This window comes from Acinetobacter sp. TY1 (genome assembly GCF_048551395.1).
In the GTDB taxonomy this organism is placed as follows: domain Bacteria; phylum Pseudomonadota; class Gammaproteobacteria; order Pseudomonadales; family Moraxellaceae; genus Acinetobacter.
This window is the reverse complement of sequence record NZ_JBLYZK010000003.1, coordinates 46,553-60,894: the sequence shown is the minus strand read 5'-3', so window position 1 is coordinate 60,894 and position 14,342 is coordinate 46,553. Positions and strand designations below refer to the sequence as shown.

The 14,342-nt window shown below is 37.8% G+C and carries 12 protein-coding genes; 6 read left to right on the top strand and 6 right to left on the bottom strand.

What is annotated here, in order from left to right:
* Positions 1-276: 276 nt before the first annotated feature.
* From ACK2M2_RS02900 to ygiD, 4 genes are all read left to right on the top strand, one after another.
* Positions 277-1,920 carry a nitrite/sulfite reductase gene (locus ACK2M2_RS02900; RefSeq protein WP_419346063.1) on the top strand — a complete coding sequence of 548 codons (1,644 nt, stop codon included), beginning with the start codon at positions 277-279 and terminating at the stop codon, positions 1,918-1,920.
* Positions 1,913-2,398: a DUF934 domain-containing protein gene (locus tag ACK2M2_RS02895; RefSeq protein ID WP_419346062.1), complete on the top strand. Its 486-nt coding sequence runs from the start codon at positions 1,913-1,915 to the stop codon at positions 2,396-2,398. Before ACK2M2_RS02900 ends, ACK2M2_RS02895 begins: the two co-directional genes overlap by 8 nt.
* Positions 2,399-2,651: 253 nt before the next feature.
* Positions 2,652-3,638 (top strand): diaminopimelate dehydrogenase, encoded by a 987-nt coding sequence (locus ACK2M2_RS02890; protein WP_419346061.1) that lies wholly within the window; start codon positions 2,652-2,654, stop codon positions 3,636-3,638.
* A gap of 195 nt (positions 3,639-3,833) precedes the next feature.
* Positions 3,834-4,688, top strand: coding sequence for a 4,5-DOPA dioxygenase extradiol (gene ygiD, locus ACK2M2_RS02885; RefSeq protein WP_409510341.1), 855 nt, complete (start codon positions 3,834-3,836; stop codon positions 4,686-4,688).
* A 128-nt stretch (positions 4,689-4,816) separates the two neighbouring features.
* Here ygiD and ACK2M2_RS02880 read toward each other — a convergent pair whose 3' ends face one another.
* The 4 genes from ACK2M2_RS02880 to ACK2M2_RS02865 all read right to left on the bottom strand — a co-directional run bounded on the left by ACK2M2_RS02880 (position 4,817) and on the right by ACK2M2_RS02865 (position 7,967).
* Positions 4,817-5,437 carry a rhomboid family intramembrane serine protease gene (locus tag ACK2M2_RS02880; protein ID WP_409510342.1) on the bottom strand — a complete coding sequence of 207 codons (621 nt, stop codon included), beginning with the start codon at positions 5,435-5,437 and terminating at the stop codon, positions 4,817-4,819.
* Positions 5,438-5,532: 95 nt separating this feature from the next.
* Positions 5,533-5,973: a VOC family protein gene (locus tag ACK2M2_RS02875; RefSeq protein ID WP_409510343.1), complete on the bottom strand. Its 441-nt coding sequence runs from the start codon at positions 5,971-5,973 to the stop codon at positions 5,533-5,535.
* A 172-nt stretch (positions 5,974-6,145) separates the two neighbouring features.
* Positions 6,146-7,321, bottom strand: a complete 1,176-nt coding sequence (locus ACK2M2_RS02870) for a thiolase family protein (protein ID WP_419346060.1) — start codon at positions 7,319-7,321, stop codon at positions 6,146-6,148.
* A 109-nt stretch (positions 7,322-7,430) separates the two neighbouring features.
* The gene (locus tag ACK2M2_RS02865; protein WP_409510345.1) at positions 7,431-7,967 is read right to left on the bottom strand and encodes a Tfp pilus assembly protein FimT/FimU; all 537 of its coding nucleotides are present in this window, start codon (positions 7,965-7,967) and stop codon (positions 7,431-7,433) included.
* 378 nt (positions 7,968-8,345) lie between these two features.
* Between ACK2M2_RS02865 and omp38 the strand changes: the two genes are divergently transcribed.
* A complete protein-coding gene (gene omp38, locus ACK2M2_RS02860) occupies positions 8,346-9,353 on the top strand; it encodes an outer membrane protein Omp38 (RefSeq protein WP_409510346.1) in 1,008 nt (335 codons plus the stop codon).
* A 174-nt stretch (positions 9,354-9,527) separates the two neighbouring features.
* On the opposite strand, the gene ACK2M2_RS02855 is transcribed toward omp38, so the two are convergent.
* Positions 9,528-11,174, bottom strand: coding sequence for an acyl-CoA synthetase (locus tag ACK2M2_RS02855; protein ID WP_419346059.1), 1,647 nt, complete (start codon positions 11,172-11,174; stop codon positions 9,528-9,530).
* Between the two features lie 216 nt (positions 11,175-11,390).
* Positions 11,391-12,440, bottom strand: coding sequence for an AraC family transcriptional regulator (locus ACK2M2_RS02850; RefSeq protein WP_419346058.1), 1,050 nt, complete (start codon positions 12,438-12,440; stop codon positions 11,391-11,393).
* A gap of 108 nt (positions 12,441-12,548) precedes the next feature.
* On the opposite strand from ACK2M2_RS02850, the gene ACK2M2_RS02845 reads away from it, so the two are divergent.
* Positions 12,549-14,276 (top strand): neutral/alkaline non-lysosomal ceramidase N-terminal domain-containing protein, encoded by a 1,728-nt coding sequence (locus ACK2M2_RS02845; protein WP_419346141.1) that lies wholly within the window; start codon positions 12,549-12,551, stop codon positions 14,274-14,276.
* Positions 14,277-14,342 lie beyond the last annotated feature (66 nt).

Below are 14,342 nucleotides of genomic sequence, written 5' to 3'. Positions count from 1 at the left end.
TAAGTAAAGGTCACCTCAAATTTTAGATGCAGAATAAACAAGGGACATATCGGGCGTATTTCTTTAAAAATACTTATCATAAAAAATCATAAGTAATGAATAAAAACATCAATAATCTGTATAAAATGACAATTTAAGATGAAAGTGTTGCTAATCAAGTCTTTGATGAATGCTTATCAATAAAACCGTTATAAAGTATGGAAAAAAAACATTTTATTGATAGATGAAATCTCGTTATATTGTGCATCGTTATAATGAATCTACTAGCTGTACGCCATGTATTTATATACTGATTTCGATCAACAACTGATCAATGAACGTGTTGCCCAATTCCGTGATCAAACGGAACGTTATTTAGCGGGTAAACTCACAGAAGACGAGTATCGCCCTTTACGTTTACAAAATGGACTTTATGTGCAACGTTATGCACCGATGCTTCGTATTGCAGTTCCTTATGGTTTGATGAACTCAAATCAGTTGCGCAAAGTCGCAGAGCTTGCAAAAGAATATGACCGTGGCTATGCACACGTATCAACACGTCAGAATATTCAGTTTAACTGGCCTGCGCTAGAAAACGTCCCTGATATGTTGGCTGAGCTTGCAACGGTTCAAATGCATGCTATTCAAACCTCAGGAAACTGTATTCGTAATACCACAACGGATCAATATGCGGGTGTTGTAGCAGGTGAAATTGCTGATCCACGTGCAACCTGCGAATTGATTCGCCAATGGTCAACTTTCCATCCTGAGTTTGCATTTTTACCACGTAAATTTAAAATTGCAGTATCTGCTTTAGAAGAAACAGATCGTGCTGCAACTGCATTTCATGACATCGGTGTCTATATCGTACGTAATGAAACAGGCGAGATGGGCTATAAAATCAAAGTGGGTGGTGGCTTAGGTCGTACTCCAATTATTGGTAGCTTCATACGTGACTTCTTGCCACGTGAAGATTTAATTGCCTATTTAGAAGCGGTATTGCGTGTGTATAACTTGCATGGTCGCCGTGATAATAAATATAAAGCACGTATCAAAATTTTAGTTAAAGCTCTGACGCCTGTTGTCTTTGCTGAAAAAGTTGAAGCTGAATTTGCTGAAACCATTAAAACTTTGAAAATTCAGCCTGAAATTTTGGAAAAATTAGACGAAGAATTTACACCGTTTGATTATCAAAATTATGTAGATGAAGATTTTACTGCACAGTTTGCAGAACATCCAAAATTCAAACAGTGGTTTAACATCAACACCAATGCCCACAAAGTTGCAGGTTATCGTATTGTGACGATTTCATTGAAACGTACAGGTGTTGCACCGGGTGATATGACCACTGAAGAAATGAATTTGATTGCAGATCTTGCAGATAAATATACTTTCGGTGAATTACGTACTACACACGAACAAAACATTTCTTTGGTCGATGTACCACAAAAAGATTTGTTCGAATTGTGGCAAATCCTTGATCAAAATAACTTAGCTCGTGCGCATATTGGTTTTATTACCGATATTATTTGTTGTCCGGGTGGTGATTTCTGTTCATTGGCAAATGCAAAATCAATTCCAATTTCAGAAGCGATTTCACGCCGTTTTGATGACTTAGATACCATTTATAACTTAGGTAAACTTGATCTTAATATTTCGGGTTGTATGAATGCCTGTGGTCACCACCATGTGGGTAATATTGGTATTTTAGGCGTAGATAAAAAAGGCGCAGAATTTTATCAAATTACACTTGGCGGTAATGCGGATCACGATGCATCGATTGGTGATATTCTCGGTCCATCATTTGCAGCAGACGTTGTACCTGATATTGTTGAAGAAATTTTAAATACCTATTTAGATTTACGTGCAGAAGGCGAAGAGTTTATCGAAACTTACCGCCGTGTCGGCATTCAACCATTTAAGGAGCGCGCATATGCTTAATACAGCACTTCAAGTCCTCTTTAAAGATGGCTCAATTGCAGACAATACTTATCAAGTGATTGGTGAAGATGGTGTATTACCGCAAGGTGATGTGGTTTTAACTGTTGAGCAGTTAGATCAAATTGGCAATATTTCAGGTAAAAAAGCACTCTATATTACTGTAGATGCTTCACCTGAAACCAATGCATTTCCGTTGGATCAGCTTGATGCAATCTTTATTGAATTTGCAGGCTTTAATGATGGTCGTGGTTACTCGTTTGCTGCATTGTTACGCCGTCAAGGCTACCAAGGCGAGCTTCGTGCAACAGGCGATGTTTTTAAAGATGTCTTGAATTATATGAAGCGCTCAGGTTTTGATACTTTCGTAATTAAAGAAGGTAAAGATATTCAAGAGGCTGCTGCAGGTTTGAATGATTTTAAAAATCCGTACCAAGCATCTACTGCTGTTGATAAAGCAAGTTATCAAACAGGTGCTTAATTCTGTTTGATCACTAAAAGCCTGCATAATGTAGGCTTTTTTATTTTGTGTGTTGAAGAAAGATTTAGATATTTTTATATAGTTAATGATGCTCTATTTTGGTGCGTGCTCATGTAATATGGAGTTACCTAAGTTTAAGGCTATAGGTTTATTGTTTTCGGAATATTCAAAATAAAAGTTCATACCTGATTTAAAAAGGTTCGGCATTCACTTTTATTTTTAGTCTTTTTATTTACTAAGTGACATCATTTTTATGCAAAATTCTATTCGTATTGGTATTGCTGGTTATGGCAATCTTGGGCGTGGTGTTGAAACTGCGATTCAAAAAAATCCAGATTTACAATTAGTCGGTATTTTTAGCCGTCGTGAACCAAAAATGGTTTCTCCATGTTTTGTGGAAACGCAAGTTTATGCTATGGATTCATTAAGTGATTTCCAAGATGAAATTGATGTTTTAATTTTATGTGGGGGCTCTAAAGATGATTTGCCACAACAAGGTCCGATTCTAGCGAGTCAGTTCAATACAGTAGATAGCTTTGATACGCATGCCCGTATTCCTGAATATTTTGCTGCGGTAGATGCACCTGCGATTGCTAATAAAAAAACAGCGATGATTTCAATTGGTTGGGATCCAGGGATGTTCTCAATTAACCGTTTATTTGGTGAAGCCTTATTACCTGACGGGGAAACGTATACCTTTTGGGGGAAAGGCTTAAGCCAAGGGCATTCAGATGCAATCCGTCGTATAGATGGCGTGAAAGCAGGCGTGCAATATACGATTCCATCGAAAGATGCGATTGAAAAAGTACGTAGTGGTATGCGTCCAACTTTAACGACTAAAGAAAAACATCAACGTGAATGTTATGTGGTACTTGAAGATGGTGCGGATGCAAAAATAGTCGAACAAGCGATTGTAACCATGCCAGATTATTTTGCAGATTACGACACGACTGTGAATTTTATTGATGGAGCGACATTGAAACAAAACCATCAAAAAATGCCACATGGTGGTTTTGTGATTCGTAGTGGTAATACGAGTGATGAACAGAATCAAGTGGTTGAGTTTTCATTAAAATTGGAGAGTAATCCTGAATTTACTGCGAGCGTATTGGTTGCGTATGCACGAGCATGTTATCGCTTGAACCAAATGCAACAGTATGGTGCGAAAACAGCATTTGATGTTGCGCCAGGTTTATTGTCGATGAAAAGCCCAGAACAATTACGCAAAGAATTACTTTAAGACCATTATTGAAAACTGAGTAGAATGCCGAATGAAAATTCGGCTTTTTTATTGAAAAATATTTGAAAAAGTTAATCACTACAATTTTTTTTAGTCCTCGGCGTTCTAAATTTGCAATGTTCTATGTTGTAAAACTGCCTACTTCTACAGCATGAATCTCTGCATAATTAATAAAAATAATTTATGGTGAATGCAATGTTGAATCAAAGCACAGGTGATCTTTCGCTACTCAAAGGTTGGAATGCAACCTTGCCGAATACGGATGTTATGCCCGTGATGTTTCTCGGACATGGTTCGCCAATGAATGCAATACAAACCAATGAATTTACACGCACTTGGAATAGTATCGGTGCCGAATTGAAAACGCAGCCTACAGCAATTCTATGTATTTCTGCACATTGGTTGACGCAAGGTGGGACGGCTGTCACTGCAATGCAAATGCCGAAAACCATTCATGATTTTGGTGGCTTTCCACAAGCACTTTTTGATGTGCAGTATCCTGCGCCAGGAAATAAATCTTTAGTGGATGCAACCATTGATGAAGTAAAAAGTATTCAAATTCACCAAGACCACGAATGGGGCTTAGACCATGGAACATGGAGCGTGCTTTGTCATGTGTTTCCACAAGCAACCATTCCCGTTGTTCAACTGAGTATTGATTATAGTCAAGGTGCGCAATATCACTATGATTTAGCCAAACAACTTTCCCAATTACGCCGTAAGGGTGTGTTAATTGTGGCAAGTGGTAATCTCGTCCATAATTTAAGGTTGATTCCGCGCGGTCAAATGAATGATTATTATGGTTTTGATTGGGCTTTAGAAGCCGATGCGAAAATGCAGAAATTTCTTTTAGAACATGACCATCAATCATTGATTAATTGGGATAAGCAAGGGCAAGCGTTTCATTTAGCCATTCCAACACCTGATCATTATTATCCAATGATTTATGCACTTGCATTGCAAGAAGATAAAGATGAGTTAAGTCTTTTTAATACGCAGGCTGTCGGCGGCTCAATTACAATGACTTCATTCCGTTTAGATCAAAATTGATGATGATCTGAAAATATTGAATTCTAAAATGTCTAAGTGAATAAAAAGGTGAATGTTAAAGTTCACCTTTTTATATGCAATATTTAACTTCTATTTAACATTACGAGTTTTTAAAAGGACGTTTATTTTTAAAATAAGGGTGTATCAATAAATTTATAGAAGAACATTGTACCGAGTGTGGGCTCAAATAATAACGGGACTAAAAAACCATAAGCCGCACCCGTAATATGAGCACGATGTTCAATTGAAGGTGAATGTCCTGTACGAAGCGCATAAAAACTATAACAAAGATAAATGGTACCAAAAACAATCGCTGGTATTGGAATGAAAAAGAGGTAAATCATGCTCCATGGGTCGAATAGAATTGCACTAAACAAAACTGCATTGACTGCACCAGATGCCCCTAAGCTACGGTAAGCATTGAAATTTCTATTGTGTAAATAACCAGGAATTGCCGCAATAATAATTGCACTACAATAAAAAAGGACAAAGCCCATGCCATGTAAATAGTCTCTAAAAAACCACTCTACATGTCGCCCAAAGAAATACAACGTAAACATATTAAAGAAAAGATGAACGCCGTCATTATGAATGAATCCATGTGTGAGAAAGCGGTCATATTGTCCATGTTTAATGGCTGATATATTAAAAATCAGTCGATTCATAATATTACGATGTTGCCATGCCGCAATGGAGGTGAGAATCGTAATTAAAATAATCAGTAATGTGTGACTTAAGCCTGTAATCATTTTTGTCGCAAGAGAGTTATTTTCTTTACACTATAACCGATATTTTGCACAGTCCATAGGCTGTGGTTAGTCAAAATTATATTGAAAATGCCAGTTTATTCAGCGTTAAGTTGGCAATTGACCATCCATTTAATGCCAAATTGATCGGTGAATGCTCCATATAAAGCTCCCCAAAATGTTTCTGCTAAAGCCATTTCAATTTGACCGTTTACGGATAGTTTTTGAAATAAACGTCTAGCTTCTTCGACCTCATGTGCCTCTAAGTTGATTGAAATATAGTGATTATTACCTTTGCTGAAAGAGGGATGGCTTTGTGCACAAAACTGTTCAGTGGTATCAGAACCCATCAATACGGTAAATTCATTAATGGGTAGTGAAATATGTAAGAGATAATCTTGCTCATGTTCAGAAACTTGTACATCAGGTAGTTCTGAATAACGTTTGAGAAAAGAAAACTCACCTCCAAAAACGGATTGATAAAAAAGAAAGGCAGCTTCGGTTTCACCTTGGAAATTGAGATAATGATTAAGTTGCATGGTAAGCCTTGTTTATTGTTTTGAGGCATTTAATTTAGCAGAATAAATCTTAAAAAAAGATGAATCTTATGTATTTAAATGTGAATGGGAAATAAGAATATAAAAATTATAAATATAAAAAATCCCTCAATGGGCGAGGGATTTTTTATAGCAGTTTTAATTTAAAAATAAATTAAAGAATTTCAATCGCTACTGCAGTAGCTTCACCACCACCGATGCACAGCGCTGCAATACCTTTCTTACCACCTGTACGTTTTAATGCATGGATCAGTGTCAAAATAATACGTGATCCTGTAGAACCAACTGGATGACCAAGCGCACATGCGCCACCATTAATGTTGACTTTTTCAGCATCAAGTTTGAACTCATCCATTGCTGCCATAGTCACCATTGCAAAGGCTTCATTGATTTCCCAAAGGTCAACTTCTTGTGCATCCCAACCTGTTTTTTTCAAAACTTTTTCAATTGCGCCCACAGGTGCAATAGTGAATTCTGATGGATGCTGAGAATTTGATGCGTAGGCCACAATTTTTGCCAATGGTTTTAAACTTTTAATTGCAGCATGATCGGCTGTTGTAAGTACCAATGCAGATGCACCATCTGAAATTGAACTTGCATTGGCAGCGGTAATCGTACCGTCTTTGGCAAAAGCAGGGCGTAAGGTTGGAATTTTTTCAATATTGGCATTGAAAGGTTGTTCATCTTTATCAATAACCACATCACCTTTACGACCTGATACGGTTACAGAAACGATTTCATCTGCAAAATAACCTTCGGTAATCGCTTTTTGAGCACGTTGTAAAGAACGAATAGCAAATTCGTCCATTTGCTCACGTGTATAGCCACGGGTATTTGCCATGTCTTGCGCAAAAGAGCCCATAAGACGACCCGTTTCAGCATCTTCTAGTCCATCAAAGAACATATGGTCTTTCACTTCGCCATGTCCCATACGATAACCTGAACGTGCTTTTGGCAAGATATATGGTGTATTGGTCATCGACTCCATGCCACCAGCAACAATTATATCTGCTGAACCAGCTTTGATCGCATCAGCCGCTTGCATGACGGCTTTCATACCTGAACCGCATAATTTGTTAATGGTTACAGCACCGGTTGAATCAGGTAAGCCCGCTTGACGCATTGCTTGGCGTGCTGGACCTTGTTTTAAGCCTGCAGGAAGAACACAACCCATAATGACTTCTTGTACATCATTAGGTTGTAATCCCGCACGAGCAACAGCTTCTTTAATGGTTACAGCGCCGAGTTGTGGTGCTGTGACACTTGTAAGGCTACCTTGGAATCCACCCATTGCTGTACGGGCACCATTAACAATGACGATGTCAGTCATGATTTGTCTCTCCTAATGTGTTGTTGTTTCCATCTTAAACGCTAGCAGTATATTGCAATTTACTCAGGATAAAAGTCCGAACTAAATCGAGAAACTGAACCCATGGGTTCTAATTGCATTTATCAGATTTATCAATACGAACGTGGCCCATTGGACTCACTGGATAGTAATTATATTGCTGTTTATCATTAAAACTACAATAGTGGAATCCGCCCGCTGCACCACGTGGTAGACCTGTATCACCTTGGAAGGTGAGGGTATTTTTAGTATTGGTGGCATTGTTGATAAAGCGAAAAGTACCATAACGAATTTCAGTTTTCAGCGTAGAATAAATTATTTCATTATTGTCAATTATTTTATTGTTATTAGTGTCTGAGAAAATAATTATTCCGTTGTGCCATTGGTTGATTTCACACTTTTCCATGTGTTCAGATGAGCACATTACAACTGTATTATGATGAGTAGAAGCTTGAGTCTTAGCTAAAGCGACTTGTTGGCGGACGAGTGCAGGTACTCTATTTAGCTCTAAGTTTTCTTGTAATTTGTGATACATCGGCAGTGCAAACGTCGCAATAATGCAGAGTACAGCAATAGTGATGACAAGCTCAATCAACGTAAAAGCACGTTGTTTATAATATAAGTACATGTTTTTATCCAATTTATTTTTTATAGTTCTTTAACTAATTTGCTTTTTAATTTATATTTGTTATCGAAGGCTTTCATAATAAAATATTTATTACTATCGCTTTCGATTGCTGTTAAAATACAGTGATTAGGAAGACTAAGCTATAATCGTTATAAAATTGAGTAAAAAATTACCGAATTACAACGGAAATTGTAAGTAATTTTGTCAATAATTTGCTTGATTAAAGTTATCAAGCACTTGGAAAATTTGCTAAGTGTTTGTATGATTCAACGTGAGTAGCTTAAAAATAATACTGGGGTATAGATAGAAAGCTTATCTCAGGAAGCCGAAATATTTAGGCTGAGCTTGAACAACAATTGTTATCTCTGGAGGATATCCATGAAATTGAGTCGTATCGCACTAGCTATGCTTGTTGCTGCACCTTTAGTTGCAGCTAATGCTGGCATAACTGTAACCCCATTAATGGTTGGTTATACTGTCCAAGACACTGATCATAACAACAATAAGTTAACTTCTAGTGCTGAACTACAAGACGATTTATTCGTTGGTGCTGCACTTGGTGTTGAACTTACGCCTTGGTTAGGCTTTGAAGCTGAATATAATCAAGTTAAGGGTGATTTAGACGGTAATACTGGTGGTGCTGAATACAAGCAAAGTACTATTGCTGGTAACTTTTATGCTACTTCTGATTTGATCACTAAAAATTATGATAGCAAAATCAAACCTTATGTATTGTTAGGTGCTGGTCAAACTAAAACTGATTTTGGTTCATATAGTCCTGATGATAAAAAAGATACTATCGGTAATGCTGGTGCAGGTGTATTTTGGCGTTTGAACGATGTTCTTTCTCTTCGTACAGAAGCTCGTAGTACTTATGACTTTGATGAAAAATACTGGCGTTATACAGCTTTAGCTGGTCTTAACGTAGTTCTTGGTGGTCACTTGAAGCCTGCTGCTCCTGTAGTAGAAGTTGCTCCAGTTGAACCAGCTCCAATGCCTGTTGCTCCAGCTGAGCCAGTTGTTGAAGATTTGAACATGGAACTTCGTGTGTTCTTTGATACAAACAAATCAAACATCAAAGATCAATACAAACCAGAAGTTGCGAAAGTAGCTGAAAAATTAGCTGAATTCCCGAATGCGACTGCTCGTATTGAAGGTCATACAGATAACACTGGTCCACGTAAGTTAAACGAACGTTTATCTTTAGCTCGTGCTAACTCTGTTAAATCTGCACTTGTAAATGAATACAACGTTGATGCTTCTCGTTTGTCTACTCAAGGTTTCGCTTGGGATCAACCGATTGCTGACAACAAAACTAAAGAAGGTCGTGCTATGAACCGTCGTGTATTCGCGACGATTTCTGGTAGCCGTACTGTAGGTCAATAATCATTTCGATGATTAATGATTGAAAAAAAGCGACTCAAATGAGTCGCTTTTTTTTTTGCTTGATTTTTAGAAAATAGTAAAAAAAATTAAGTTATTTGTACGCGATATAAAGCCAATAAAAAAGCCACTCTCAAGTGACTGACTTCTTTATTGAATCAAATGAAGAGGGGAATCTTAGCTAAATTCACCTACTGAGCGTTCTTTTGCCCATTCTCGTAAAATAAATTTTTGTAATTTACCTGTTGAGGTTTTTGGAATATCTCCAATTACTACATCTTTAGGTACTTTGAATCGTGCTAAGTGCTGCTTACAAAACTCAATTACATCTTCAGGTGTGGTTTTAGCACCTTGTTTAAGTTCAATAAAAGCACATGGAACCTCTTGCCAACGTGGATCAGGTTTTGCAACTACAGCAGCAGTCATAATGGCAGGATGGGTATAAAGTACTTCTTCGACTTCAAGGGATGAAATATTTTCACCACCTGAAATAATAATATCTTTTGAGCGATCCATGATTTTTGCATAGCCATCAGGTTGGCAAACAGCAAGATCACCTGTATGAAACCATCCACCTTTAAAGGCATCTTCAGTGGCTTGGGTATTTTTTAAATAACCTTTCATTACAATGTTACCACGGAACATGATTTCTCCCATGGTTGTGCCATCATTGGGAACGGGTTGCATGGTTTCAGGATCAAGTACACGCATACCATCTTGTAGCGGATATGGGACACCCTGACGTGAGTGCAATTGGGCTTGCTCTTGAATGGAAAGCTCACTCCAACCTGCTTGTGAAGCACAAAGTGCAGATGGACCATAGGTTTCAGTTAAGCCATAAACATGATTCACTTGTACACCAATATGATGCATGCCTTCAATAATTGCCGCAGGAGGTGCTGCACCCGCAACCATTACTTCTACACGATGATTAAATTTAATTTGTTGTGCTTTTGGTGTGTTGATCAGCATAGAAAGTACAATAGGTGCACCGCAGAAATAATCAACTTTGTGTTGATCAATCAATTGATAAACAAGTATAGGATCGACTTTTCGTAAGCAAATATTGGTACCGCCATTCGCAGCAATTGTCCAAGCAAAACACCAACCATTACAATGGAAGAGTGGGAGTGTCCATAGATATTTACAGCGTGGGGTCATTCCACAGGCAATAATATTACTTGCAGCATTAATATACGCACCACGATGGTGATACACCACGCCTTTTGGATTACCCGTTGTACCTGATGTGTAGTTCAGGCTAATCGCATCCCATTCATCATTAGGCAACTTCCATTCAAAATTTTCATCACCTGCTTGGAGCCAATCTTCATATTGAATCTGACCAATGCTGATTGCTGTTGCATGATTTTCATATTCAACATCAGCAACATCAATCACGAAAATTTCTTGTGAAACTAGAGCTAGTGCTTCTTGAGCTACCGCTGCAAATTCAGGATCGACCAGCAAAACTTTAGATTCTGCATGCTCAATCATAAATGCAAGCGTTTTTGCATCAAGGCGAGTGTTGAGTGTATTGAGTACTGCGCCTGCCATGGGTACAGCAAAATGTGCTTCAATCATGGCTGGAATATTGGGCAATAAAACTGAAACAGTATCATTTTTACCAATCCCCAATTTTTGCAATTGATCTGCAAATTGGCGACAGCGCGTATAAGTATCGCGCCATGAAATACGGCGCTCACCATGAATAATCGCATCCTGATATGGATAAATGTATGCAGCACGTTCTAAATAACGCAAAGGCGATAATGCAACAAAATTTGCTGCCGTGCGAGGTAATTCATCGTAAGCACTAACCATGTTAAACTCCATCTATATTTATTGTATTTCCATGTTTAAAAGATATGCATTCTTTGATGCGAATGCATTTATTCTTTAGTCGGGTGTATCTTTTATGTTGAAATAATGAGAGATTTTATGTGTAATAAAATATCAGGTTTTATGTTTTAAGTTTATGATATTTATGGTTATTATTTGTATTTAATAAGTTGGTTAATGATGTCGATTGATCATGGTTTAAAAAACTGAACTAAGCAGTTTAGTTTTTTTATAATTTAATGGTGCTTCTCCCGTCCATTTTTTAAATGCCCGTCTAAATTCACGTAGTTCACTAAAACCCAATTGCGTACTAATGTCAGTAATAGAGCAGTTTTTATTCATTAATTGCATTGCTTTATCTTGTAAAACCTCTTGACGAATACTCTGAAAATTTAGACCTTCAATCAGTAGAATTCGGCGTAGTTGTCGTTCGCTGATCTTAAAAAGTTGTGCAATGTGCTCCATATTTAAGCGTTCAGGTAAATGTTGTTCAATGAGATGATAAATTTTTTGATGGTAATCAGCTTGATTTATCTTTTGAAAAGAAGCATAAGTTTGCTCGCAAATTTGAATCGCTGCCATATAGTTTGCAGGGCTGTGACTATTTAAGGGATGACTTAGAATATTGGCATCAAAACGAATACAGTTTCGAGCTGCATTGAAGCTGATCGGACAGTTAAAAATATCTTGATAAAGCGAAATATTCTCAGGGGCTGCATAACTTAACTCAATGCTCAGTAAACTCTTGTGCTCCCCAATCATGCTTTTTAAAAAAGTGGTAATACTTGCAAGCACTTCATCACAGAAAAAAGGCAGAAGAAAAGCATTGGGCTGTCGTTCGGTAACAGTCAGTTCTAAAATTTGATGGTTAATTTGAACGTGTAAATCGAGTGCGCTTCCTGAAATAGGATGGTAATGCAGGCCAAGGTTTAATGCCTCTTCAATATTTCTACATGAGCGCATGGTAAAGCCTAAAATTCCCATTGAAATTAATGCTTCATTACTACCAATCAGTAAACCTAGAGGTAATTTGGGGTCATGGTGCTCTACCGCACGTTGAATGATGTGACTGATGGTTTGGAAATCAAGGAAACCTTCACCTTGGCGAAGTTGATTAAGATGAATATCTAGCCCATCAAACCATGAAGAATAATCGAGTTGATGTTGTTCAGCATAATGAATTAAGCCTGAAATGAGTGTAGGAGGCATGAAATGTGTTTGATTTTTATGTAGATGATGATATGGCATGTGTCCGATTTGCCCCCTATTTTTATGATAGTTTCCCCTATTGTATATTGCATAAATCTGCTTAACTTTCAATCAGGATTTATGGGTTTAAAATATCAGGGATGGTCTATGTATCATGTGGGTTGGAATAAACAAGAAATAAAAATTGAGCCAACAGGTTATGCAATGTTTGGTTATGGTATGTGGACGCATCGTGCAACAACAAAAAGAACCGCACTTTATGCACGAAGTTTTAGTATTCAAGATGCATCTGGGCAGCGTTTATTATTGTGTTGTGTAGATTTGGGCTGCATTACTTATGCGATGCGTCAAGGGGTAGTACAGCAATTACAACAACAATTGGGAACAGCATTTCAAGAGAGCTATTTCGCTTTGATGGCAACACATACACATTCAGCACCTGGTGGTTGCAGTTTTGAGGCTTTATATAATATGCCGACACCAGGATTTGTTCCTGAGTATTTACAAGCGATAGTGAATTCGATTGTTGAGAGTGTTGTTCAAGCAATTGCATCTGCACAAGATACTGAAATTCGTATGACATCTACGGCATTTTTGCCTGAAACTCCTGTGGCATGGAATCGTTCATTGCAGGCATATAACCGAAATACAGATGTTGAACAAAAAACTGAGCAGCAAACCCATTTAGCTATTCAACGTGAAATGCAATTACTCGGGTTTTATCGGCAAGGAAAATTACAATCGTTCATTTCGTTCTTTGGTGTGCATGCGACTTGTTTAGGGAATACCTTAAATGCCCACGATGGTGACAATAAAGGTTATGCCGCTGCATTTGCAGAACAGCAATTACTGCAATTGACTCAATCTGATGATGCTATAGCTATTTTTGCACAGGCGACAGCGGGGGATGTATCCCCACATTTTCATGGTGAAAATCAGTTAAAAATTCGTCAAAAAATTAAAGGCGAGCAAGAATATTTATATGCCCAGAAAAATGGACAATATCAGGCAGAACAAGCCCTTCAAGCTCTAAATGTTGAAAATACACAACTTATTGAGGGAGGTATTGATGCAATCCTAATGTATAGCGATTTGGCTAATGTTGAAATTTCATCTGAGTTTGCATTTGGACAATTGGGGCAGAAAACGAGTCAGCCGTGTCACGGTGTCCCTTTTTTTGCAGGAACACCTGTGGATGGTTTGGGTGCGCCAAAAGCGATTATTCATATCATGCATCTTGCTTCTAAAGCATTGCGTATAAAGCGTTTAAAAAATACAACCTCTGCTGAATATGAAAAGCACAAAGCGCTGTATGCATCGCAAGGGGTGAAAAATATTGTGATTGAAGCAGGTGATCATCGGCTTTTAGGGAAATCTTTGGATGTTGTTCCAAGTATTTTTGATCCTGTAATTGCTGAGATGAATCGTCAATATAAAGCAGGAGCAATTAAAGAAAGTTTATTGGTTCCACAGGTTATTCCTTTACAAATAATAAAAATTGGGCGATTTAGTCTGATTTGTTGTGCGGGTGAAATTACTACAGTGGCAGGTGCACGTTTAGTACAAACAGTGAAACAGCAATTATCGACTTCGGTAGATCAGGTTTGGTTGGCATCGTATTGTAATGATTATATGGGCTATATCACAACGTATGAGGAATATCAGCAACAAGCCTATGAGGGTGGTCATACTTTATATGGTCAATGGACACATGCAGCATTTCAGACAGTTTATCAACAACTTGCTCAGCAATTTAGTATACCTCAAGAGCAACGGCACTATGATGCAGTCACTCGCCCAAAAGACGTAATCAAAGCTGAATTAGACTTACGCACCAATCGGGGTAATTCTAAAACAGCCGTCACTCAAAATTGATATCAAGATGAATAAACAAAGCCATCCGCAATATCCACATCGTAGGAAAATAAGGGCTAAGGAGTA

Bases quoted from the DNA above. Each gene is read 5' to 3' on its own strand.
- ACK2M2_RS02845 (WP_419346141.1), top strand. From the start codon at position 12,549: ATGTATCATGTGGGTTGGAATAAACAAGAAATAAAAATTGAGCCAACA.
- ACK2M2_RS02900 (WP_419346063.1), top strand. From the start codon at position 277: ATGTATTTATATACTGATTTCGATCAACAACTGATCAATGAACGTGTT.
- ACK2M2_RS02855 (WP_419346059.1), bottom strand. From the start codon at position 11,174: ATGGTTAGTGCTTACGATGAATTACCTCGCACGGCAGCAAATTTTGTT.
- ACK2M2_RS02850 (WP_419346058.1), bottom strand. From the start codon at position 12,440: ATGCCATATCATCATCTACATAAAAATCAAACACATTTCATGCCTCCT.
- ACK2M2_RS02875 (WP_409510343.1), bottom strand. From the start codon at position 5,973: ATGCAACTTAATCATTATCTCAATTTCCAAGGTGAAACCGAAGCTGCC.
- omp38 (WP_409510346.1), top strand. From the start codon at position 8,346: ATGAAATTGAGTCGTATCGCACTAGCTATGCTTGTTGCTGCACCTTTA.
- ACK2M2_RS02890 (WP_419346061.1), top strand. From the start codon at position 2,652: ATGCAAAATTCTATTCGTATTGGTATTGCTGGTTATGGCAATCTTGGG.
- ACK2M2_RS02895 (WP_419346062.1), top strand. From the start codon at position 1,913: ATGCTTAATACAGCACTTCAAGTCCTCTTTAAAGATGGCTCAATTGCA.
- ACK2M2_RS02880 (WP_409510342.1), bottom strand. From the start codon at position 5,437: ATGATTACAGGCTTAAGTCACACATTACTGATTATTTTAATTACGATT.
- ACK2M2_RS02870 (WP_419346060.1), bottom strand. From the start codon at position 7,321: ATGACTGACATCGTCATTGTTAATGGTGCCCGTACAGCAATGGGTGGA.
- ACK2M2_RS02865 (WP_409510345.1), bottom strand. From the start codon at position 7,967: ATGTACTTATATTATAAACAACGTGCTTTTACGTTGATTGAGCTTGTC.
- ygiD (WP_409510341.1), top strand. From the start codon at position 3,834: ATGTTGAATCAAAGCACAGGTGATCTTTCGCTACTCAAAGGTTGGAAT.